This window comes from Pseudomonas sp. IC_126 (genome assembly GCF_004331835.1).
Classification (GTDB): Bacteria; Pseudomonadota; Gammaproteobacteria; order Pseudomonadales; family Pseudomonadaceae; genus Stutzerimonas.
Window position 1 is genome coordinate 1,046,773 of record NZ_SJSS01000001.1, and the last position, 21,196, is coordinate 1,067,968.

Consider the following 21,196-nt stretch of genomic DNA (forward strand, 5'->3'; position numbering starts at 1 on the left):
GATCACGGGCCTATGTTTTGAAGATTCGAATTGTCCTGTTGGTTGTTCAAATTGTCACATCGAAACGCCGTTAAATGTAACAAATTGTGCAACATGCCGCTCTGCTCCCCGCGATGCGGCCTCGTGAAAAAACTAAAACCATGAATATGCCTACCTGGCGCGAATGGCTGTTTTCAGCCAAAGCGCTGACCGCTGCGTTGCTGTCGCTTTACATCGCGCTCGCCATTCCGCTGGACAATCCCTATTGGGCGATGGCCTCGGTTTACGTCGTTTCGCACCCGCTGTCGGGCGCCACGCGCTCGAAGGCGATCTACCGGGCGCTGGGAACCGTACTCGGTGCAGCGGCATCGGTTGCGATATTGCCGCTGTTCGGCCAGCAGCCGGTGATGCTGAGCCTGGTCATATCGTTGTGGCTCACCACCCTGCTCTACCTTTCGCTGATCGACCGCTCACCGCGCAGCTACATCTTCATGCTTGCGGCCTACACCGTGCCGTTGATCAGCCTCACCGAAGTCAACAATCCGCAGCATATCTTCGATGTAGCGCTGGCCCGGTCCGAGGAAATTCTGCTGGGCATCGTCTGTGCCAGCCTGGTCAATGCGCTGCTCTTTCCCAGCCGCATCGCACCGGTGCTGAATGCGCGTATGACGGTGCTGCTCGCCGACGCCCGCGTCGGGGCATTGCAGATGCTCGGCGCAACAGGATCGACTGCCCTCGATCAGCGTGCGTTGCACCAATTGATGATCGACGTGATGGGGCTCGACGGCATGATCGTGCACCTTGAGTACGACGCCGACAGCCATCTTCCGACCCGCCATGCCCGGGAATTCCGCGCACGCATGGCGATGCTCGCGCCGCAGCTGATCTCCATGGGCGACGCGCTGCGTCAGCTACGCCAGGAACTGTCGGAGCCGCTGCCGGAGTTCGAAGAATATCTGCAGCGCGTCGGCCAATGGTTGCAGGGCGAGGATGCGCAGCTCGATGCTGATCGCCTCGTCGAGCGCAGCTGGCAGCTGCAAACATGGCTGAGCGATAGCTATCCGGAACAGCACTTGGCGCTGGCCGGTGCGCTCGGGCAGATCCGTGCACTGATCGATCTCTGGCAGGACGCCCTGGAGCTGCGCCGGTGCTTTGCCCTGGGCCATCCCGAGCAGGCGCCGATGCTGCGCTATCGAGTGCGCCAGTTGATCGGCGCCCCCCGTCATTACGACTATCCGTTGCTGGCGTTCAGCGCCTTGTCCGCTGGAATCCTCGTACTGCTGGTCAGTCTGCTGTGGTACTGGTCGGGCTGGGCGCACGGCTACACCGGAGTGTTCCTTGCGGCCGTCGCCAGCTGTTTCTTCGCCAGCCAGGACAACCCGGCGCCTTTCATCAAATCGATGCTGGTGGCGACGCTGATCTCCACCGTAGCCGCCGCCATCTACCTCTTTGCACTGATGCCCAACGTGCATGACTTTGGCAGCCTGGCCATTCTCCTAGCCGCACCGTTGCTGCTGTTGGGTACCTTTTCCGGTCGTCCTCAATATGCCGGGACGGCGATTCTGTTGGCGGTTCAGACCATTTCCACCCTCACCATTCAGGATCGTTACGCCGCCGATTTCTCGCGGTTTGCCGATGTCGCCCTGTCCTCGGCCATGGGCGTGACCTTCGCGCTGATCTGGGCCCGCCTGACCCGACCATTCGGCACGCAGTGGGCGGCGCGGCGTCTTGCTCGCAGCGGCTGGATCAGTCTTTCGCGGCTTGCGCTGGCCAAGCCGAAACAGGATCACGACGACGTCGCCTCCAAGGTCATCGACCGTACCGCTCAATTACTGCCGCGCCTCGCCCAATTGGCCGACCAGGGCCTGGCGCTGCACGACGCGACCCGAGGTTTGAGACTGTGCTTCCGCTTGCTGGAACTCAAGCGAGTGCCGCTGCCGGCAGACGCCGAGCAACGGCTGCAACCGGTCATTCTGGCGCTGCACGATTACTTCCAGGTGTGCGCTCGCGCCCGTCATCCGCAGTCCGCGACAGATGGCCTGCGCGAGCAACTGGATGAAGGCGTGCAGTACCTATGGAGCCGTGACGGCCAGGCCGCGCACGACGCCTGCCTGGCGCTGCATGGCCTGCGTCTCGCGCTGTTCCCTGCGGTTTCGCATGCCACCGCGCCGCTACCGACCACAACCGGGTACGACCCTCTCGGAGCCTCCGCATGACCGGACATTTGAATATCTATGGCGTCTACGTGCCGGTACTGCTGGTGTTGATGCTTGCTGCCTATCTGCTCAACAGCCTGCTGGGCATCGCCCTCGCCCGGCTGGGCCTGTACCGCTGGGTCTGGCATCCGCCGCTGTTCAACCTCGCCCTCTACGTCATGGTGCTGGGCGCCCTGTCCACCTTCATACCGGGAGTCGAATCGTGAAGAAATGGATACCTGCCGCCGGCTCGGTGATGCTGACCCTGTTGGCCGTCGCCATCGCCGTCGTGGTGAGCGTGTATCTGTGGGACTACTACATGGAAGCGCCCTGGACCCGCGACGGCCATGTGCATGCCGACATCATTCAGGTGGCGCCTGACGTGTCCGGGCTGGTCACCGAGCTGCGCGTGCGGGACAACCAGAAGGTTAGCCGTGGACAGGTGCTGTTCGTCATCGATCAGGCACGCTTCGAACTCGCCCTCGAAGAAGCCGAAGCGACCGTGCTGGAGCGCCGTGCGCTGCTCGCTCAGGCGGGCCGGGAAGCCAAGCGCAACCGTGTGTTGAAAGACCTGATCGCCGCGGAAACCATCGAAATCGGCGACACCCAGGTCAAGCGCGCCGAAGCCGCACTGAAGACCGCCGAAGCCGCCCTCGGCGTGGCGCGGCTCGACCTGGAGCGCACCCGTGTGCTCAGCCCTGTCGATGGCTATCTCAGCGATCAGACCATGCGCGTCGGCGATTACGTCCACACCGGCAAACCGGTGCTGTCGATCGTCGATACCCGTTCGTTGCGCGTCGAGGGCTACTTCGAAGAAACCAAACTGCACGCCATCGAGATCGGCCAGCCGGTGGACATCCGGCTGATGGGTGAATCGCAGCACCTGCGTGGCCATGTCCAGAGCATTGCCGCCGGTATCGAGGACCGCGACCGCGCACGCGGAAACTCGCTGCTGCCCAACATCAATCCGAGCTTCAACTGGGTGCGACTGGCCCAGCGGATACCGGTGCGCGTGGTGCTGGAGGACGGCCAGGAAACCAATATCCGGCTGATTATCGGCCGAACCGCGACCCTCTCGGTGCTGCCCTGGCCACAAGTCGGCAAGGTGGAGCCTGCAACGCCATGAGACGCCATAACCTGACCGCCCTGCTGGCTCTGGTCGGCACCCTCAGTGCCTGCACCATGGTCGGGCCCGACTATCGCCTGCCGGACGATGCCGTGATTCAGCGTACCGAAGCCCAGGCACCGTTCGATCTGGCCGGCAATGCGAAGGTGGAACAAGCCGAGTTGTCCGCCGACTGGTGGAAACTCTATGACGATCCCCTCCTCGACCGGCTGGTGAGCGAGGCGCTGGAACGCAATACCGACGTGCGCCTGGCCTATCACAACCTGCGACGCGCCTACGAGGGCTTCCAGATGGCCCATCACGCGCAGGAAATCGAGATTGGTGGTGCCGGCTCGCTCGCGCGTGGTCAGCTATCCAGTGAGTCACTGGCACTGCAGGAAAAAATCCCGGTGATGAACCTCGCCGATGCCGGGCTTTCGGTCGGCTATCAGCTCGATCTGTTCGGCAAGCTCAAGCGCGCCGCCGAATCAGCCGGAGCCAGTGCTGATGCCAGCGCCGCGGCCCTCGATGCCGCCCGTATCACCGTCGTGGCTCAGGTCGTGCGCAATTATGTCGAGGCCTGCCACGCGGGCGAAGAACTGAAAATCGCCAAGCATTCATTGGATATTCAACAACGCCAGCTGGATGTGGCCACGCGGCTGTTCAGCGGCGGTCGCGGCAACGAAGTAGACGTGGCTCGCGCACGCGCTCAGGTCGAGGCGCTGCGTGCCGAGGTTCCTCCGTTCGAGACGAAAAAATCCGCAGCGCTTTATCAAGTCGCCGCCCTGCTCGGCCGCACGCCCGGTGACTTGCCAGAACCAGTCATTACCTGCAGCCACGCGCCGCAGCTGAGCCAGCCGATTCCGGTTGGCGATGGCGCGGCGTTGCTCAAGCGTCGTCCGGACGTCCGCGCGGCGGAACGCAGCCTGGCTGCTGCCACCGCAGATATCGGGGTCGCCACCGCAATGATGTACCCGGAAATCAGCCTCGGCGCCTCGGCCGGCTATACCGGCATGCTCGAACACATCGCCGATCCTATTACCCGTCGTTGGGAATTCGGGCCGTCCATTTCCTGGCACATCCCGACGAAAGTCGACCGCGCGCGGGTCCGTGCCATGGAAGCCGGCGCCGACGCGGCCCTTGCGCGTTTCGACGGCGCGGTACTCAACGCCCTGCGCGAAACCCAAACGCTGTTGGCGCGGTATGCCGACGATTTGCAGCGCAACCGTGCCCTGCGCGATTCCCGCGACGCCGCCAGCCGCGCTGCCGATCACACCCGTCGGCTCTACCAGGAAGGCCGTTTGGCCTATCTCGACAGCCTCGACACCGAGCGCACCCTGGCCTTTGCCGAAGCCGCCTTGGCGGAATCCGAAGCACAGCTTTCGCTGGATCAGGTCAACCTGTTCCTGGCGTTGGGTGGCGGATGGGAAGACGCTGAGCGTACGCCGTCGACCCAGCTTGCCCATTGAGCTATCTGCACAACGCTGATCGCGCGATGCCAGGACAAATGACGCCTTCCAGACTCAGAGTGAGATGACAGAAAGAACCGGTTCATTCGTCGCGCTCGGCGTTAGCAAGCGGGACTTGGCACGTGACATAAGGGATAGGTAGCCATGGATTTACTTCATGCGATGCGAGTATTCGTACGGGTAGCCGACGCCGGCAGCTTCACGGCGGCGGCGCTGCAGTCCGATACCTCCACCGCTCAGGTTTCCCGGCTGGTGTCGGAGCTGGAAAATCATCTGCAAGCGCGTCTGCTGCACCGCACAACGCGGCGTCTGTCACTGACCGAGGCGGGCCAGCGTTTTCTTGAGCAAAGCCGCGCGATCCTCGATCAGGTCGAGCTGGCGAGGGTCGAAGCCAGCGGCGCGCATCTGGTGCCCAGAGGGCGGTTGCGGGTGCATTCCACCATCGGCCTGGGCATCCAGCTGCTGGCGACGCTCGCCGGCCGCTACGACGAGATCTATCCGGATGTCTATCTGGACCTGATCCTCTCCCAGCGCCAACCCGATTTGCTGGAAGACAACCTCGACGTGATCATCACGCTGTCGCGCGAGCTGCCGGATTCCGAGTTGATTGCCCAGCGACTGGGTACGGTATTTCACGTCGTCTGCGCCTCGCCGAGTTACATCGAACAGCACGGTGCGCCGAAGGTGCCGGCCGATCTCCAACAGCATCGCTGCCTGCGGCTTGCCGATCCGGTGTTCGCCGACAGCTGGAGCTTCATCGGCGATGGCATCGAGCAGACGATTCAACCCAGCGAAACCTTCAAGGTGAACGTGGCCGAAGCCATGAGTTCGGCCGCCGAAGCGGGCATGGGCGTGTGTTTGTTGCCCGATTACGTGGCGGTCCCGGCGCTGCAGCGCGGTACGCTGGTGCGGCTGTTGCCGCAGTTCCGTCTGCAGGAAAAAACCATCTACGCGCTCTACCCGTCGCGACGGTTCCTCGATGCCAAGGTCAAGACCTGGGTCGAGTTCCTTAAAGCGGAATTGCCGCAAGCCTTCGCCAGCTATCACCAGCTCATCCAGAACCCCAAATACTGGGCCTGAAGATTGTTACCGCAGCGGTAACGATCCCTCTCCGGAAACGCCATTTTTCCGCGGTTCGGCATTCTTTATTCTTTGCCTCGTGGCAGTACGCGGTTGATTTCGATCCCGCGCTGCATCGGTTGCACGATCGCTCCTTTCGGTCGACCGATGCCCTGTCATCTTTGGCTGCCTTTCCTCGTTGGCAGCCAGTTTTAATTCCCCAAGCGCTCGCCGCATCTGGCGGGCGTCAAAAACGCAAAGAGGTCGTTATGAAAAATCTGCTCTGGATTGCCGGCTTGTCCGTGTTCGCTCAACTGGCTATCGCTGCTCCGCAGCCCGCTCCTTATCAATACGGCGACAAGCTGGACATCGCCGAGATCATCTCGATGGAAGTGCCGAACGGCGGCTGTGAAGTGGTCGAAGCCAAGATGACCTATCTTGACTCCAAGGGCGAAACTCAGGTGATGAGCTATCTGCGCCAGGGCGCTGACTGCAACGATCACTGATCGACTGTCCGCCATCCCCTCAATCGGTCATTTCATCCCTAGCCGCTCGCGCATATCCGCTGTAATCGTTTGATCCGTCTCGTCGATTTCGGCCCAGGGGTCGTCGTCGCCCTGCTCTTCCAGCCGTGACATGAGGTTGCGGATGGTCCAGAGATTGGCGCCCTTGAGCTCGGCGAGCTCGTCGCGGTGAATCGGCACCGACACCGAAAGCCCTTCACGCGCCCGCACCGAATAGGCGGCGACGGTGCTGGCGCCCTGACTGTTGCGCAAATAGTCGATGAAGATCCGTCCGACGCGGTTCTTCGGCCCGCTGACCGCAGAGAAATGCTGCGGCAGCAACTTCGCCATGTACTGCGCGATCGCCTGGCTGAACGCCTTTACTTCCTTCCAGCTCTGAGTTGGCTTTAGAGGTACCAGAATGTGTAGCCCCTTGCCTCCGCTGGTCTTGAGGAAGGATTGCAGGCCGATTTCATCCAGCAGCGTCTGGGTCAGTTGGGTCGCCTCGACCATGCGCTTCCAAGGCAGCGCTGGGTCGGGGTCGAGATCCAGCACGAAGCGGTCCGGATGATCGAGTACCGGAGCGACGGCGTTCCAAGTGTGCAGCTCGATGGTGCCCATCTGCGCGGCGCTGACCAGGGCTTCGACGCTGTCGATGGTCATCAGTGCGGCGTGTTTGGGAAACAACGCCGTATTCAGCTGGGTAATATGCGGAATGCTCAGCTTCTCGGTGTGTTTCTGAAAGAACAGCTCGCCTTCGATGCCTTCCGGGGCGCGGACCAGTGCCAGCGGCCTCTGGCGAAGATGCGGCAATGCCCAAGGCGCCACCTCGGCGTAGAAGCGCGCCAGTTCCATCTTGGTTGCGCCAATGGATTTGTCGATGATGCGCTCGGGGTTGGAGATCTTAATCTTGCCGCCCGCGCTGCTTGCTGATTTATCAGCGGCTTTACTCTTGGTCTTGGGCGCTTTCGCCGGGCGCTCATGGGTAATGGCCTGTGCGGGCTTGTCCGAGCGCAACCCGTGGAAGACCGAGTGACGAATCACGCCCTGACGGGTCATTTCGGCGAAGGCGACTTCGCACATCAATTCCGGCTTGAGCCAATGCGCGCCTCGCACATCCGCGGCTGGCGGCGCCTTCGCCAGCGGGCTCTTGTCGATTTTCAGCGTCTTCAGCTTGGCGTGTAGGCTCTTGAGCGTTGCCTGGTTAAAACCCGTACCCACCTTGCCCGCATAATGCAACTCGCCCTCATCGTTATGCAGACCCAGCAGCAAGGCACCGAAGCCGGCGCGTGTGCCCTTTGGATCGGTAAAACCGACAATGATGAATTCCTGGCGATTCTTGCACTTGATCTTCACCCAGCTATTGCTGCGTTTGGAGACATAGGTGCTGCCAGCGCGCTTGCCAATCAATCCTTCGAGCTTCATCTGGCAGGCGCTGTCCAACACGCTTTCAGGCTGTTCAGTGAAGTCCGCGGAAAACCGCAGCAGCTCGTTGTCATTGGCTTCCAGCAGCTGACTCAAAGCCGCCCGGCGCTCTTCCAGCGGGACTTCGCGCAGGTCCATGCCGTTCAAAAAAGGCAAATCGAACAGGTAATAAATGATGGTGCCGCTACGCCCGATTTCGAAGGCGTTCTGTAGCGCCTGGAAGTCCGGAGTGCCCTCCTCGTTCGGCACCACCACTTCGCCGTCGAGCCAAGCCGACTCAAGCCCGAGCGCAGCTAGCGCTTCGGCTTGTTGTGGCATCTTAGCCGTCCAATCGTGCCCGTTGCGAGTGAACAGCTGAACCTTGCCCGACTCGATGCGCGCCATGATTCGATAGCCATCGAATTTGATCTCGTAGCGCCAGTCCCCGTCGGGCACGGACTCGACCAGCGTCGCGAGTTGCGGTTTGAGGCTGTCCGGGAGCGGCGCGGGCTTGGCGCCGGACAGCGTGGTGTGCGCGGCTTTCTTGCGAGTGCGCGCTGCAGGTGTCTTGACCGGCTTGGCGTCTATCTCGAGCTTCGCCTTGCCGCGTTTGCGCGGGATCAACGTGCGGTCGCTGAGCACGCTGTTGGGCTGTTCCTTGACGATGTCGTAGTCCTGCTCGGGTCGCGCTGCGTCGTCGTTCGACTTGATCAGAAACCACTGCTCCTTGCCGCCGTCCATGCGCGTGCGCACCAGGTTCCAGACGCCGGCAAGCTTTTCCCCTTCCAGCGTGAACTTGAGTTTGCCTTTGCGATACCCCTCGTGCGGATCGCCTTCCGGAATCCAGATGCCCCGGTCCCAGACGATCACATCACCCGCGCCGTAATGGCCGGCCGGAATAGTGCCTTCGAAGGTGGCGTAGTCCAGCGGATGGTCCTCGACGTGCACCGCCAGCCGGCGCGACTTGGGATCCAGTGACGGACCTTTGGGTACCGCCCAGCTCTTGAGCGTGCCGTCCAGTTCGAGGCGGAAGTCGTAATGCAGCCGGGACGCATCGTGCTTCTGGATGCAGTACTGAAGCGCTCCGCTTTTGTCTTGCTTGCGACGCGTTCGGGTGTCGCCGCCCGGCTCGGGCGTCGCGGCGAAATCCCGCTTACGGTTGTATTCGTCGAGGGCCATGGTGCCGGCTCCGTGACGCCGGTTTATTCGAGCGTGCCGGGATCGGACGCCGAATCGGTCGGCCCGCCATGGCTGGAATGGCGCCCCGGATTGACTGACGCGTCATCGGCGTCCCGATCGGCCTCACCCTCAGTCGCCGGAGGCTCGCTAACAAGATCACCGTCTTCGGTCACGGTACGGCCCTGGCTGTCCTTGTGCGTATCAAGCGTTTCCTGAGGCGTCGGGTTGCCCATCGGACTGGGACGGGCACCGCGTTCGTCTTCAGGCGTGCCGGCGGGCCACTGGGCGAATGCGGATGAAGCCATGAGGCTTGCGAATACCAATGCGAATATGGATTTCATGGTGATTCCTCGTCGTCAGGTATTGGCGCTCGCTGCAAGTGGGCTCGCGAGTTCCGTGACTGGTTGGTAGCGCCGAATTTCGAGGGACGGAAGCCGTCGGCAAGCGCAACGGCGCGGGTTTCGCCGCTTGCTTCTGGTCTGCCGAGCGGCGGCAAAGTGATGTTTACAACGGGACAGGGCCTGCTAGCGTTGTTAGATGCCGCTGACGCAAAACCGTAGCATCCGACCGCGAGCACGCTCGCCGACTCTGGAGACTCGAAAGGAGGAAGGATCATGGCTTCACGTCTACCTCTGCTGACGATTGAGAACATCCTCCGCAACTACCTGTATCCCTTCCGCTGTGACTGCCATGCTCAGGAAGACAGCCGTGTCACCGTCCGGCTCTATGAAGAGCACGTGGACGGCGAAGAGCTCACCGTTTTCGGCATTACCGATGATCAGTGCCGCGACGCTGCGAATCTGGTGCGGCTGGCTCAAGAACTGCGCTTCGAGCTGTACGCCACACGAGGCGGCCTGATGACCGCCTCGCTTTCCGACAAAGTCGCCGAGCAGTAGCCGAATGTCGCGCGGCTACTCAGCGCCTTGTCAGCGTTTCGCCTCAACGTTGGGGGTCTGCGCGCGGGTCAGATAGGCCTGGGTAAGCTCGGCAAGGTGGCTGCGCATCCACTCGGCCATCGCCACTTCTTCAGCCAGAATGCGTGTGCAGATCTCGGCAGTCTGGGTATCGCCGATGGTCTCGGCCGCCGCGATCAGAATCTCATAGGACGCGATTTCCAGATTCTCGAAGACGTAGCCCATCTGAGCGCCTTTGACGATTTCGTCATTGACCATCATGCCGCCCATGGCTTGCCCCATGGCCATCATCTTGCCGCCCAGATCCTTGAGGCCCGAATAGGACTTGTCGTAGCGCTGTAGACAGCTTTCGATCAGCTTGGCCTGGTTCTGAGTCTCGGTAATGTGTTGCTCGATCCTCGCTTTCAACTGGGGATAGTGCTCGATGCGGCTGGCCTGCTTGCTCAGCATAGACTCGGCCTGAGCCTCCATCGCGTGAGCATCGCGCAACCATTCGATCAAACGTTCGACGCGGACGTCGTTTCCGGTTTGTGCACTTTGCATGTCGCTTCTCCCATGGGTTGGATACCGATTGGGTCTACACCCTTGTAAGTGTGAAAGGAGCCGCCACAGGGAGTTCCACGCATCCGACTGAATGCACGTTGATGAACTTTGGAAAACCGCCATCAGTCATCTGAAGCAGTCATTCGTACGGAGCTGGCTTATCGAACCCCTCGCCTTGCCCATGCCCTGGGAGAACTACATAGACGAGCCCGCATTGCGGGTACTGCTGGCGGCCTCCTTCGTGGTGGTCGTATTAAGCGTGTTTGGCCGTGTACTGACCGCGGTGATGCTGCGATTGGGGCGCAGGTTTCTTTTTACCAAGGCAGTGTCCGAGCAGTTGGAAAAGCCCATTCGGCTGTTGCTTCCATTGCTTGGCCTGCAGGCAGTCTTAACGGCTTCCGGGGATGAATTCGCCTTGCTGGATGCGGCTCGGCGCATAACGGCCCTGTTGATCATCGGTTGCTTCACCTGGCTCGCTCTACGGCTTTTGCGCGGCCTTGAGCAAGCCGTGCGAATGAAGAACCCCGTGGATGTCAGCGATAACCTGCGCGCACGGCAAATCCAGACGCAGTCGCGCGTGCTGCTACGGACACTGGGTTTTTTCGTCCTGCTGATCGGCGCTGCCAGCATGCTGATGACCTTCCCGGCGGCGCGCCAGCTCGGTGCCAGCCTGCTCGCTTCGGCAGGTCTCGCTGGCCTTGCCGTGGGCTTCGCTGCGCGTCCGGTGCTCGCCAACCTGATCGCAGGCATACAGATTGCGATCACTCAGCCGATTCGTCTGGATGACGTGGTGATCGTTGAAAACGAGTGGGGCCGGATCGAGGAAATCACCGGGACGTACGTCATCGTTCGCATTTGGGATGACCGCCGGTTGGTAGTGCCTCTGCAGTACTTCATCGAGAAACCGTTCCAGAACTGGACGCGGCGCAACTCCAGCATCATCGGCTCGGTGTTTCTCTGGGTCGACTATTCACTGCCACTGGAGCCGTTGCGCGAAGAACTGCGACGGCTCTGCCAAGACGTTCCGCAGCTGTGGGACGGCCGCGTCATCGTGCTGCAGGTGACAGATACCAGTGAGAAATCCATTCAGCTGCGGGTGCTGGTGAGCTCCCCGGATTCGTCGCGCAATTGGGATCTGCGCTGCCATTTACGTGAGGGCTTGATCGGCTTCGTTCAGCGTCAATACCCACAATGCCTGCCGCAACTGCGGGCAGACCTTAGCGTTGGGCACAAGCCGAACATCGACAAGTCCGTTCCGGAGCACATGGAACCGGAGCGTCAGCCGCCGGTTTGAACGCGGCGGATGAGACCCTCGGCTCGCCCCGAGTGCGGGCGCCTGGTTACCACTTCGGTGCAGCGCTTATGTCGATCAGTCCTGCTCGCGTAGTTTGTCGAGCAGCTGCTCGTATTTGATCGGCAACTGCTCCAATCCGTAGCGCGCGGCCTGCTTGCGTATGTCCACTCGGTCTCCGGCGAACCGCACGGTCTCGCTGATGCTGACCTGGCGTTCGCCTTGCATCAACGCAAAGGCGTAGCACTGAGTGCCGCCGGCATCTTCTTCACTGTCATCGGCAACGCCGGTGTTGGCGACGGCGACATTGGCGACGCTGGCATTCAGCGCGCCGATCGCCATCTCGGTGGCAACCTCTTCGCTGGTCAGGCCAAAGGTTTCGATGGTTTCGAAACTGACATGAAGTAGACGGTTCTTCGCTTTTGGCGAGTAAACGACGAAGCCGCTGTCGAGCACTTGGCCGCACCCAGGAACGTCGCCTAGCAGCGAGGCCATCAGGCCACAGGTGCAGGATTCCGCCGTGGTCAATTTCATCTCTTTGTCGCTAAAAAACCGCACGATTTCAGCAAGGTCTTGCATGGTCTTGGCTCCGACTGGCAGCGGTAAAACAACGGTGTCGCGTCAGTTTTCCGAGCCGGCCTTCGAGGGCAAAGTTCCACCTGGCGGTTTTGGTCGAAAACTGAGAACGAATTCATAGCGCTGGAGTCTTTTTCAAGGTAGGGCCTTCGCGCGTCTACGCCGCGTAACAAGCGACTCCAAAAAAAGAAGAAACCACTCTTGCCGTGCTCATGATCTGCAGCTCCAGAGGGATGCTGCTTGGAAAACAAACGTGCTTGTGATCGGCCTCACGCCAACACCGATCACCTGGGGAAAGTGCTTATGAGTATTGCTGCGGTAAATGGCCAATCTGCCCGACCAAAAACAATCCAACGTCCGGGCGTGCTCGTCGAGCGACCAGTGCTGCAACTTCGCAGCACGCAGATCGATAAGAAAAAGATCCTTTTCGTAACTTCGGAGCTGACCGATCTGGTCAAGACGGGCGGGCTCGCCGACGTTTCTGCCGCCCTGCCCCGCGCGCTGGGCGATATGCACGATGTCCGCGTGCTGATCCCCGGTTACACACAGGTCATGGAATGCGGCGAACCGATCCGCATCGTTGGCAGCGTGCACGCCTACAGCGACCTGCCGCCCTGCAAAGTCGGCCGCCTCGACATGCCGGACGGCCTGATCATCTACGTGCTGATCTGCCCGGAACTGTACGAGCGCGACGGTCTGCCGTATGGCGACGAACATGGCAATGACTGGCCGGATAACCCGGTGCGTTTCGCCCGCTTGTGCCTGGCGGCAGCGGACATCGCCGCGGGCACCGCCTGCATTCGCTGGGCACCTGATCTGGTCCATGCGCACGACTGGCCGACCGGCCTGACGCCTGCGTACATGAAGTGGCGCGGCTTGAGCACGCCCAGCATCTTCACCATTCACAACCTGGCGTATCAGGGCAACATCGACATGAGCCTGCGGCGCAAACTGGGCATTCCCCAGGAAGCCTGCAGCCCCGAGCGAATGGAATTCTACGGCGCGCTGTCGTTCCTCAAGGCAGGGATTGCCTACGCCAACCGGGTCACGACCGTCAGCGCGACCTACGCCGAAGAAATCACGACGCCCGAGTTCGGCTGCGGTATGGAGGGTTTTCTTGCGATGAAAGCGCGCCAGGGCCTGCTAAGCGGACTGCTGAACGGCATCGACGAGAGCTGGGAGCCACAGACCTGCACGCACCTGATCAGCCAGTTCGGTCCGCATGAGTGGGCCGGCAAGCAGGCCAATGCGGCCCATGTGCGTGACCTGTTCGGTCTGGAGCCGGGCGAGGGCCCGCTATTCGCCGTGGTGTCCCGGCTCGTACACCAGAAAGGCATCGACCTGACCATCGAGGTGGCCGAAACCATCGTCCAGCACGGCGGCCAGCTGGCCATTCTCGGTCGTGGTGAGCCGCATATCGAAGACCAGGTGCGCCGGCTCACGGAGCGCTTTCCCGGTCGGGTCGGCGCGCACATCGGCTTCAACGAGACCGATGCCCGACGGCTGTTCGCCGGCAGTGACTTCCTGCTCATGCCCTCGCGCTACGAGCCCTGCGGCCTGAGCCAGATGTACGCCCAGCGCTTCGCGGCGCTGCCCATCGCCCACCGCACCGGCGGGCTGGCGGACAGCATCGACGACGGCGTCACCGGGTTTCTGTTCAGCGAAGCCACGACGCCAAGCTACCGCCAGGCTGTGGAACGGGCACTGGCAGTGCATGAGAACCCGCACTTACTCAACGCGATGCGTTGCCGGGCCATGAGCGGCGGTTTCTTCTGGCGCCACGCAATCGAACCGTATGACCGGCTGTATCGACAGTTGCTAGGTGAGCGGCGCGAAGCCCAGGCCATCTTTTAACGAGGTCAATCAATGCAAAACAGGCCAGCCCGTGACGGGCGACACGGACCGGTGCTACTCGACGCTTCGCGTATCCGGTTCAGGCTCTGGGCACCCGACGCGCAACGCGTCAGCCTGGTGATGGTCGGCGGCGATACGCTGCCCATGCAGGAAGGCGAAGACGGTTGGTACAGCATCGAGGCGAATGCAACCGCCGGCTCGCAATACAGCTTTCTCATCGATGACGAACTGACGGTGCCCGACCCCGCCTCGCGTGCGCAATCTATCGACGTGCACGACCCCAGCGTCGTGGTCGATCCCGATGCCTATCAGTGGTGCAACCGTGACTGGCAGGGTCGGCCGTGGCACGAAACCGTGCTCTATGAATTGCACGTGTCCGCATACGGCGGCTACACGCAGATCGAGCAGCGCCTTCCTGCCCTTGCCGAACTGGGCGTCACCGCCATCGAACTGATGCCGCTCGCCGAATTTCCCGGTGATCGCAACTGGGGCTACGACGGCGTTCTGCTCTATGCACCCGAGGCGTCCTACGGCACGCCCGAGCAGCTCAAGCACCTGATCGACACGGCCCACGGTGTGGGGCTGATGGTTTTTATCGATGTGGTCTACAACCACTTCGGGCCGGACGGCAATTACCTGCACCGCTACGCCAAACATTTCTTCCGCCACGATCAGCAGACGCCTTGGGGAGACGCCATCGATTTCCGCCGCCGTGAAGTGCGCGACTTCTTCATCGATAACGCGCTGATGTGGCTGATGGAATACCGCTTCGATGGCCTGCGCATGGATGCCGTTCATGCCATTCCGGATCGAACCTTCCTCACCGAACTCGCCGAGCGGGTGCGCGCCGAAACGGAGCCGGGCCGTCATGTGCATCTGGTACTGGAAAACGAAGACAACCGCGCCAGCCTGCTTACCCAAGGGTTTACCGCCCAATGGGACGATGACGGGCACAACGTGCTGCATACGCTGCTGACCGGGGAAAGCCAGGGTTACTACGCGGAATACCATCAGGACGCGACCGACAAACTGGTGCGTTTCCTCGGCGAAGGCTTTATCTATCAGGGCCAGCAGAACCGTCGCGGTGAATCCCGTGGCGAGCCCAGTGGCCATCTTTCCCCGACGTCGTTCGTGCTGTTTCTGCAGAACCATGACCAGACCGGCAACCGCGCGTTCGGCGACCGGCTGATCAGCCTTACCGATCCCGATTCCCTGAAGGCGGCGACCACCATCCTGCTGCTCTCGCCTATGATCCCGCTGCTGTTCATGGGCGAGGAATGGGGGGCGCGCGAACCTTTCCTGTTTTTCACCAGCCACCACGGCGAACTGGCTGATGCCGTTCGGGAAGGCCGCCGCGGCGAATTCGCCGAGTTTTCCGAATTTGCCGACGAGCAGACCCGCGCGCGCATCCCGGACCCGAACGCAGTGGAGACGTTCGAGGCGTCCAAACCTGACTTCAGCAAGCGAGATCAGCCGGAACATGCCGAGTGGCTGGCGCTGTATCGCCAACTGTTGCAAATCCGCCATCGCGAAATCATGCCGCGCCTCGAAGGCTCGCGGTTCCTCGGCGCGCAGGCGCTTGCAGATGTCGCCGCCCTCGCCCGCTGGCGTCTCGGCGATGGCAGCGAGCTGCGCCTGGAATTGAATCTCGGCGACCGCGACGTTGAGGTGACTCCCGCTGCGACGGCGCGCCTGCTGCACACCAGCCGAAACACCGACACTTCCAATCCAGGCACGCTGCCCGCGCGCTCCGCCAGGATGTATTTGGAGACTGCAGATGAGCGATGAACGACTGAACCGCCTGGCCGAGGCAGCGGGCCTGTCCATCGATTGGGTAGACGCCGATGGCCGCGACCAGCGGGTAAGCCCCGAAGTGCTGAGTGCCGTGCTCAACGGATTAGGGCTAGCGGCCGGCAGCGATGAAGAAATCGAGAGCAGCCTGAAAAAGCTCGACGCTATCAATGGCGGCGCCAACTTGCCGCCCTTGCTCACCCTGGATCAGGGGACCGCACTGGAGCTGGGCCAATACTGCAAACCGTCCACGCCCTACCGCCTGGAATTGGAAGACGGCAGCCTGCATGACGGAACGCTGGATGGTCAGGCCCGCCTGGCCGCGATCGACACGCCTGGCTACCACCAACTGGAAATCGCCGGCCAACGACTGACTATCGCGGTGGCGCCGCATGCCTGCCCCAGTGTCGAAGACGTCGCCGGCCCCAACGCTTGGGGGCTTACTGCTCAGCTGTACGGCCTACGCCGCCCCGGCGATGGTGGACTGGGCGATACCCTGGCGCTGGAAACCCTGGTGCGTAACGCCGCCGCGCATGGCGCTTCAGCGCTGGGCATCAGCCCGATCCATGCGATGTTCCCGGGCCATAGTGGTCAGTACAGCCCGTATTCACCCTCCAGCCGGCTGTTCTACAACATTCTGCATAGCGCACCGGAAGCGGTGCTCGGTGAGAAGCCCGTACGGATCGCCATCGAGTCCTGCGGCCTGGGCGAAGAACTGCAGCGTCTGGAACAACTCGAGCTGATCGACTGGAACGCTGTGTCCAAAACTCGTCAGTGCCTGCTCCGTGCGCTTTACGACGATTTCTGCACGGGTGGAAATGCTCAGCAGGCCGACTTCGATAGTTTCCGCGAAGCAGGCGGCGAGGCGCTGGAGAACCATTGTCGATTCGAGGCCCTGCATGCAACGCTGCTCAGTCCCGACGGACATCCGCAACACTGGCGCGACTGGCCAGAGGAATACCGCACGCCGCAAAGCGCTGGCGTCGAGCGATTCGCCCAGGAACACGCCAACGAGGTGAGCTATTACGCCTTCTGCCAGTGGCTGATCGCGCGCGGGCTGGAGCGTGCGCAGACCGCAGCACAGAGCGCTGGGATGAAGATCGGCCTGATCAGCGATCTGGCCGTCGGCGCCGATGGCGGCGGCAGTCAGGCCTGGAGCCGGCAGGACGAAGTACTGGCCGCACTGAGCGTCGGCGCGCCGCCGGACATCATCAATCGCCAGGGTCAGAGCTGGGGCATTTCCGCATTTTCGCCCTGGGGTCTGAAGGCCCACGGTTATCGCGCCTTCATCGAGATGGTGCGCGCCAACCTGGCGCACGCCGGCGGCATGCGCATCGATCACGTGATGGGCCTGATGCGCCTGTGGGTGATGCCCTCCGGCGCAGGGCCTGCTGAAGGCGCCTATCTGAATTACCCGTTCGACGACTTGCTGCGGCTGCTCTCGCTGGAAGCCTGGCGGCGCAATGCGGTGATCCTCGGCGAGGACTTGGGCACCGTACCGGAGGGGCTGCGCGAGAAACTGGCGGCGCGCAACCTGCTGGCCATGCGCGTGCTGTTCTTCGAGCGCGACCATAACGGCAACTTCAAACCACCGATGCAGTGGCCGCGCAGTGCGCTGGCCACCTCCACCACCCATGACCTGCCAACCATCAACGGCTGGTGGCAAGGCCACGACATCGATTGGCGCATCCAGGTTGGCCAGCACCAAGAGCATGAACGTCCGGCGCAACTGGAAGAACGCGAGCGCGAACGGGCCGGCCTGCTTCGTCTGTTGCGCGAGTACGCGCCGAATGTCGAAGGCGATCTTAGCGACCCGCAAGTGCTGGCCGACGCTTGCGCGGCCTTTCTCGGGCGCACGCCAGCGCCGCTGGTGTTGTTTCCGGTCGAGGATGCGCTGTGCCTGCTGGAACAGCCGAACATGCCAGGCACCACCGACGCCCACCCCAACTGGCGTCGCCGCTACCCCGGCGACAGCGCCACGCTGCTCGACGAGCCGGCATGCACGCGTCGCCTGAACATCCTTGCTGAAGCCCGTAAGCAGAACATTGGAAGCGATCATCGATGAAAGACCTGAGCGCCACCCTGCGATTGCAATTTCATCGGGACTTCACCTTGGACGATGCGACCGCTCTGGTCGATTACTTCGCCGACCTCGGTATCAGCCACCTCTACGCATCGCCCCTGTTGACGGCGCGGCCCGGCTCGATGCACGGCTACGATGTCATCGACCCGACCCGCATCAATCCTGAACTTGGCGGCGAGCCGGCCCTGCGCCGTCTGGTCGACGCGCTACGCGCCAAAGGCATGGGGCTGATCCTCGATATCGTCTCCAACCACATGGCCGTTGGCGGCGCGGGCAATCCTTGGTGGTTGGACGTGCTCGAATGGGGCCGCCGCAGCCCTTATGCACAGTTCTTCGATATCCAATGGAATTCGCCCGATCCCTTGCTCGAAGGCCAACTGCTGGTCCCCTTCCTGGGCTGCGACTATGGCGAGGCCCTGCAGGACGGCAAGATTCCGCTGCGGCTGGATGTGGAAAACGGCGCCTTCCATGCCGAGCACTACGAGCACCGCTTCCCTATTACGCCACCCAGCTACGGTGAGATCCTGCGGCTGACCGATAACCCGGAGCTGCGCGCCCTGGCGCAACATTTCGATGCGCTGAAGACCGAACCGGCGCCTTATCAGACCGCACGCCAACTGCGCGCCGATTTGGCGCAGCTACTGAAAGACAGCGCACTCCGGCAAACCCTCGAAGACGCGCTCGAACACTACGACTCGACCACCGAAGAAGGCTTCAAACGTCTTCACGGACTGCTCGAACGGCAGAACTACCGCCTCGCCAGCTGGCGTACCGCAGGCGACGACATCAACTGGCGGCGTTTCTTCGATATCAACGAGCTGGGCGGCCTGCGTGTCGAGCGGCCGGTAGTGTTCGAGGAAACCCACGCAAAGATCTTCGAATTGCTCGCCGAAGGGTTGGTCGATGGTTTGCGCATCGATCACATCGACGGCCTGGCCAATCCGCGTGGCTATTGCCGCCGGCTGCGACGCCGGGTGGACCGCCTGAACGCTGCTCGGCCTGTGGAAGCGGCACAGGATCACGTACCCATCTACGTCGAAAAAATTCTCGCCGAGGGCGAACGCCTGCACGACGACTGGGGCGTGGATGGCACCACTGGCTACGAATTCATGAATCAGATTTCGCTGCTGCAGCACGATCCCGCCGGCAAGGCCGTGCTCTGCGGGCTATGGAGCGAAACCGCCGAACGCCCTGCGGATTTCATGGAGGAAGTGCGGCAGGCGCGGCAGTTGGTGCTAACCGGGCCATTGGCCGGCGACTTCGAGGCCGTCGCCCAGGCACTCCTGCAAGTAGCGCGCTACGACGTGATGACGCGGGACATCACGCTTGGCGCGATCCGCCGCGCGCTGCTGGAGCTGATCGTGCACTTCCCGGTGTACCGAACCTATGTCGGTGCCCGTGGCCGGCGCGAGGCTGACGAGCCGTTCTTCCAGCAGGCGCTGGCCGGCGCACGCACAACGCTTGGCGAGGCGGACTGGCCTTTGCTGGATCTGCTCGATCGCTGGCTCGGCGGCGAAAGCCTGCGCGCATTGCCGCCAGGCCCGGCCCGGCGAATCCGTCGCTATGCCTGCACGCGCTTTCAGCAGCTCACCTCGCCTGCGGCTGCCAAGGCCGTGGAAGACACCGCCTGCTATCGCTCCGGTGCATTGCTGTCACGCAACGACGTGGGCTTCGATCCGCAGACCTTCAGCGCACCGGTGCAGGCTTTTCACGCTGCTTGTCTGGAGCGTGCCGAACACTTTCCGCGCAACCTGCTGACCACCGCGACCCACGACCATAAGCGCGGCGAAGACACCCGCGCTCGTATGACGGTGATCAGCGAACGCGCCGAATGGTTCGCCGCCAAGGTGCGCCACTGGCGACAACTCGCTTACGGCCAGCGTCAAGAGTTGGCCGACGGGCCGGCGCCTTCGGCGGGCGACGAGATGCTGCTGTTCCAGATACTCCTTGGCTGCTGGCCGCTGGACCTGAACGCCGATGACAAGCCAGCCATGGAAGCGTTTTGCGAGCGGATCATCAAGTGGCAGGAAAAGGCCGTGCGCGAAGCCAAGTTGCGCAGCACCTGGACCGATCCCAACAGCGATTACGAAAGCGCCTGCCAGAACTATCTACGGGCTCTGCTGCTCGGCGAGGAATGCAGGACGCTACGCAACGAGATTGCCGAGGCAGCCCTCGAACTGGCCCCGGCCGGGGCCTTGAATAGCTTGACTCAAGCGCTGCTGCGCATGACCACGCCCGGCGTGCCGGATTTGTATCAAGGTGCCGATTACTGGGATTTCAGTCTGGTCGATCCGGACAACCGTCGCCCCGTCGATTTCGACCGTCGTCGCGCCACCTTCGACCTGCAGGCGCAACCGGCCGGGTTGCTAGCGAGTTGGCAGGACGGTCGCATCAAACAATGGCTGATCGGTCGGACCCTTGGATTGCGGCGTTCACAGCCACGGCTGTTCAACGAGGGACGCCACCTGCCGTTGCACGTCGAGGGCGAGCACGCCGATCAGTTGATCGCCTTCGCCCGTGAGCTCGACGGCAACTGGCTCATCGTGGTGGCGGCGCGACTGGCCAGCAGTCTGCTCGCTGGCAGTCAGACACCACAGATTCCTGCGGAGCGCTGGGGCGACACGCGGGTGCGATTACCCGATGCGCTGAGCGGTCATGCCCTGGAGCGACTTTTTGACGGAAAGACAGTCACACCCAAACAAGCGGCTCTGAGTGCGACAGAGGTTTTGCAGCAACTGCCGGTGGCGGTTTTACAGGTAACGATCAGTTCAACAGGAGAATCAGAACGATGAACAAGAACGAGCAGCGCATCCGCGAACTCGCGTACGACATCTGGGTATCGGAGGGCCGCCCGCACGGTGAGGACGAACGTCATTGGGAAATGGCCCGCAAGCTCGCCGAGGCAGAGGCCAAGCCGGGTGATAAACCCGCAAGCCGCGCCCGCAAGACCGCCACCAAACCGACCGACGCAACCCCAGCCGCCAAAACCTCGAAGGCGAAAACGGCGAAGGATGCCCACGATCCGAAAGACGTCAAACCCGCCAAGGCCGCCGCTGCCGCCAAGGGCACGGCAAGTCCGAAAGCCAAGGCCGGCACCGATGCCGCTGAAGGCACGCCAGCGGGCGTTAAGAAAACCCGCGCACCCCGCACCCGAAAAGAAACCTGAACGACCAGATGCGCCAAGGCTCCAGCTGCATTGGCGCATCGAACAACCGCGGGAAACCGCCTGCACGGCCTCGAACACGCACGAG

At 62.2% G+C, this 21,196-nt stretch carries 17 protein-coding genes; 13 read left to right on the forward strand and 4 right to left on the reverse strand.

Going from position 1 to position 21,196, the window contains the following annotated elements:
- Positions 1 to 140 precede the first annotated feature (140 nt).
- The 6 genes from E0D86_RS04745 to E0D86_RS04770 all read left to right on the forward strand — a co-directional run bounded on the left by E0D86_RS04745 (position 141) and on the right by E0D86_RS04770 (position 6,313).
- Positions 141 to 2,195 carry an FUSC family protein gene (locus E0D86_RS04745; RefSeq protein WP_131648806.1) on the forward strand — a complete coding sequence of 685 codons (2,055 nt, stop codon included), beginning with the start codon at positions 141 to 143 and terminating at the stop codon, positions 2,193 to 2,195.
- A complete protein-coding gene (locus E0D86_RS04750; RefSeq protein WP_131648807.1) occupies positions 2,192 to 2,401 on the forward strand; it encodes a DUF1656 domain-containing protein in 210 nt (69 codons plus the stop codon). Before E0D86_RS04745 ends, E0D86_RS04750 begins: the two co-directional genes overlap by 4 nt.
- Positions 2,398 to 3,300, forward strand: a complete 903-nt coding sequence (locus E0D86_RS04755) for an HlyD family secretion protein (RefSeq protein WP_131648808.1) — start codon at positions 2,398 to 2,400, stop codon at positions 3,298 to 3,300. The genes E0D86_RS04750 and E0D86_RS04755 overlap by 4 nt, the downstream gene beginning before the upstream one ends.
- The gene (locus E0D86_RS04760) at positions 3,297 to 4,748 is read left to right on the forward strand and encodes an efflux transporter outer membrane subunit (protein WP_131648809.1); all 1,452 of its coding nucleotides are present in this window, start codon (positions 3,297 to 3,299) and stop codon (positions 4,746 to 4,748) included. Before E0D86_RS04755 ends, E0D86_RS04760 begins: the two co-directional genes overlap by 4 nt.
- Before the next feature lie 144 nt (positions 4,749 to 4,892).
- Positions 4,893 to 5,828 (forward strand): LysR family transcriptional regulator, encoded by a 936-nt coding sequence (locus E0D86_RS04765; RefSeq protein ID WP_131648810.1) that lies wholly within the window; start codon positions 4,893 to 4,895, stop codon positions 5,826 to 5,828.
- A 248-nt stretch (positions 5,829 to 6,076) separates the two neighbouring features.
- Positions 6,077 to 6,313, forward strand: coding sequence for a DUF2790 domain-containing protein (locus tag E0D86_RS04770; RefSeq protein WP_131648811.1), 237 nt, complete (start codon positions 6,077 to 6,079; stop codon positions 6,311 to 6,313).
- A 27-nt stretch (positions 6,314 to 6,340) separates the two neighbouring features.
- Here the strand turns inward: E0D86_RS04770 and ligD are convergent, their stop codons facing one another.
- A complete protein-coding gene (ligD, locus tag E0D86_RS04775) occupies positions 6,341 to 8,893 on the reverse strand; it encodes a DNA ligase D (RefSeq protein WP_131648812.1) in 2,553 nt (850 codons plus the stop codon).
- A 23-nt stretch (positions 8,894 to 8,916) separates the two neighbouring features.
- The gene (locus E0D86_RS04780) at positions 8,917 to 9,234 is read right to left on the reverse strand and encodes a hypothetical protein (RefSeq protein WP_131648813.1); all 318 of its coding nucleotides are present in this window, start codon (positions 9,232 to 9,234) and stop codon (positions 8,917 to 8,919) included.
- Between the two features lie 273 nt (positions 9,235 to 9,507).
- Between E0D86_RS04780 and E0D86_RS04785 the strand changes: the two genes are divergently transcribed.
- Entirely contained in the window at positions 9,508 to 9,789 is a 282-nt protein-coding gene (locus tag E0D86_RS04785) for a DUF1652 domain-containing protein (protein WP_131648814.1), read from the forward strand.
- A gap of 30 nt (positions 9,790 to 9,819) precedes the next feature.
- On the opposite strand, the gene E0D86_RS04790 is transcribed toward E0D86_RS04785, so the two are convergent.
- Entirely contained in the window at positions 9,820 to 10,350 is a 531-nt protein-coding gene (locus tag E0D86_RS04790) for a ferritin-like domain-containing protein (RefSeq protein ID WP_131648815.1), read from the reverse strand.
- Between the two features lie 181 nt (positions 10,351 to 10,531).
- Between E0D86_RS04790 and E0D86_RS04795 the strand changes: the two genes are divergently transcribed.
- Positions 10,532 to 11,644, forward strand: a complete 1,113-nt coding sequence (locus E0D86_RS04795) for a mechanosensitive ion channel family protein (RefSeq protein WP_131648984.1) — start codon at positions 10,532 to 10,534, stop codon at positions 11,642 to 11,644.
- Positions 11,645 to 11,719: 75 nt separating this feature from the next.
- Here E0D86_RS04795 and E0D86_RS04800 read toward each other — a convergent pair whose 3' ends face one another.
- The gene (locus E0D86_RS04800) at positions 11,720 to 12,220 is read right to left on the reverse strand and encodes a CinA family protein (protein ID WP_131648816.1); all 501 of its coding nucleotides are present in this window, start codon (positions 12,218 to 12,220) and stop codon (positions 11,720 to 11,722) included.
- Positions 12,221 to 12,520: 300 nt separating this feature from the next.
- Between E0D86_RS04800 and glgA the strand changes: the two genes are divergently transcribed.
- Genes glgA through E0D86_RS04825 form a run of 5 tightly spaced genes read left to right on the forward strand, consistent with a single transcriptional unit; the run spans position 12,521 to position 21,111 of the window.
- Entirely contained in the window at positions 12,521 to 14,071 is a 1,551-nt protein-coding gene (glgA, locus tag E0D86_RS04805) for a glycogen synthase GlgA (RefSeq protein ID WP_131648817.1), read from the forward strand.
- Positions 14,072 to 14,083: 12 nt separating this feature from the next.
- On the forward strand, positions 14,084 to 15,859 hold the full coding sequence (treZ, locus tag E0D86_RS04810) for a malto-oligosyltrehalose trehalohydrolase (protein WP_131648818.1): 1,776 nt from the start codon (positions 14,084 to 14,086) through the stop codon (positions 15,857 to 15,859).
- On the forward strand, positions 15,849 to 17,927 hold the full coding sequence (gene malQ, locus E0D86_RS04815; protein ID WP_131648819.1) for a 4-alpha-glucanotransferase: 2,079 nt from the start codon (positions 15,849 to 15,851) through the stop codon (positions 17,925 to 17,927). The genes treZ and malQ overlap by 11 nt, the downstream gene beginning before the upstream one ends.
- Entirely contained in the window at positions 17,924 to 20,737 is a 2,814-nt protein-coding gene (locus tag E0D86_RS04820; protein WP_131648820.1) for a malto-oligosyltrehalose synthase, read from the forward strand. Before malQ ends, E0D86_RS04820 begins: the two co-directional genes overlap by 4 nt.
- Positions 20,734 to 21,111 carry a DUF2934 domain-containing protein gene (locus E0D86_RS04825; protein WP_131648821.1) on the forward strand — a complete coding sequence of 126 codons (378 nt, stop codon included), beginning with the start codon at positions 20,734 to 20,736 and terminating at the stop codon, positions 21,109 to 21,111. Before E0D86_RS04820 ends, E0D86_RS04825 begins: the two co-directional genes overlap by 4 nt.
- The last annotated feature ends 85 nt before the right edge of the window (positions 21,112 to 21,196 follow it).

Excerpts from the sequence above, each read along its gene's own strand:
- glgA (WP_131648817.1), top strand. The coding sequence starts at position 12,521 with ATGAGTATTGCTGCGGTAAATGGCCAATCTGCCCGACCAAAAACAATC.
- E0D86_RS04760 (WP_131648809.1), top strand. The coding sequence starts at position 3,297 with ATGAGACGCCATAACCTGACCGCCCTGCTGGCTCTGGTCGGCACCCTC.
- E0D86_RS04800 (WP_131648816.1), bottom strand. The coding sequence starts at position 12,220 with ATGCAAGACCTTGCTGAAATCGTGCGGTTTTTTAGCGACAAAGAGATG.
- treZ (WP_131648818.1), top strand. The coding sequence starts at position 14,084 with ATGCAAAACAGGCCAGCCCGTGACGGGCGACACGGACCGGTGCTACTC.
- E0D86_RS04770 (WP_131648811.1), top strand. The coding sequence starts at position 6,077 with ATGAAAAATCTGCTCTGGATTGCCGGCTTGTCCGTGTTCGCTCAACTG.
- E0D86_RS04820 (WP_131648820.1), top strand. The coding sequence starts at position 17,924 with ATGAAAGACCTGAGCGCCACCCTGCGATTGCAATTTCATCGGGACTTC.
- malQ (WP_131648819.1), top strand. The coding sequence starts at position 15,849 with ATGAGCGATGAACGACTGAACCGCCTGGCCGAGGCAGCGGGCCTGTCC.
- E0D86_RS04750 (WP_131648807.1), top strand. The coding sequence starts at position 2,192 with ATGACCGGACATTTGAATATCTATGGCGTCTACGTGCCGGTACTGCTG.
- E0D86_RS04780 (WP_131648813.1), bottom strand. The coding sequence starts at position 9,234 with ATGAAATCCATATTCGCATTGGTATTCGCAAGCCTCATGGCTTCATCC.
- E0D86_RS04795 (WP_131648984.1), top strand. The coding sequence starts at position 10,532 with ATGCCCTGGGAGAACTACATAGACGAGCCCGCATTGCGGGTACTGCTG.
- E0D86_RS04825 (WP_131648821.1), top strand. The coding sequence starts at position 20,734 with ATGAACAAGAACGAGCAGCGCATCCGCGAACTCGCGTACGACATCTGG.
- ligD (WP_131648812.1), bottom strand. The coding sequence starts at position 8,893 with ATGGCCCTCGACGAATACAACCGTAAGCGGGATTTCGCCGCGACGCCC.
- E0D86_RS04785 (WP_131648814.1), top strand. The coding sequence starts at position 9,508 with ATGGCTTCACGTCTACCTCTGCTGACGATTGAGAACATCCTCCGCAAC.
- E0D86_RS04790 (WP_131648815.1), bottom strand. The coding sequence starts at position 10,350 with ATGCAAAGTGCACAAACCGGAAACGACGTCCGCGTCGAACGTTTGATC.
- E0D86_RS04745 (WP_131648806.1), top strand. The coding sequence starts at position 141 with ATGAATATGCCTACCTGGCGCGAATGGCTGTTTTCAGCCAAAGCGCTG.
- E0D86_RS04765 (WP_131648810.1), top strand. The coding sequence starts at position 4,893 with ATGGATTTACTTCATGCGATGCGAGTATTCGTACGGGTAGCCGACGCC.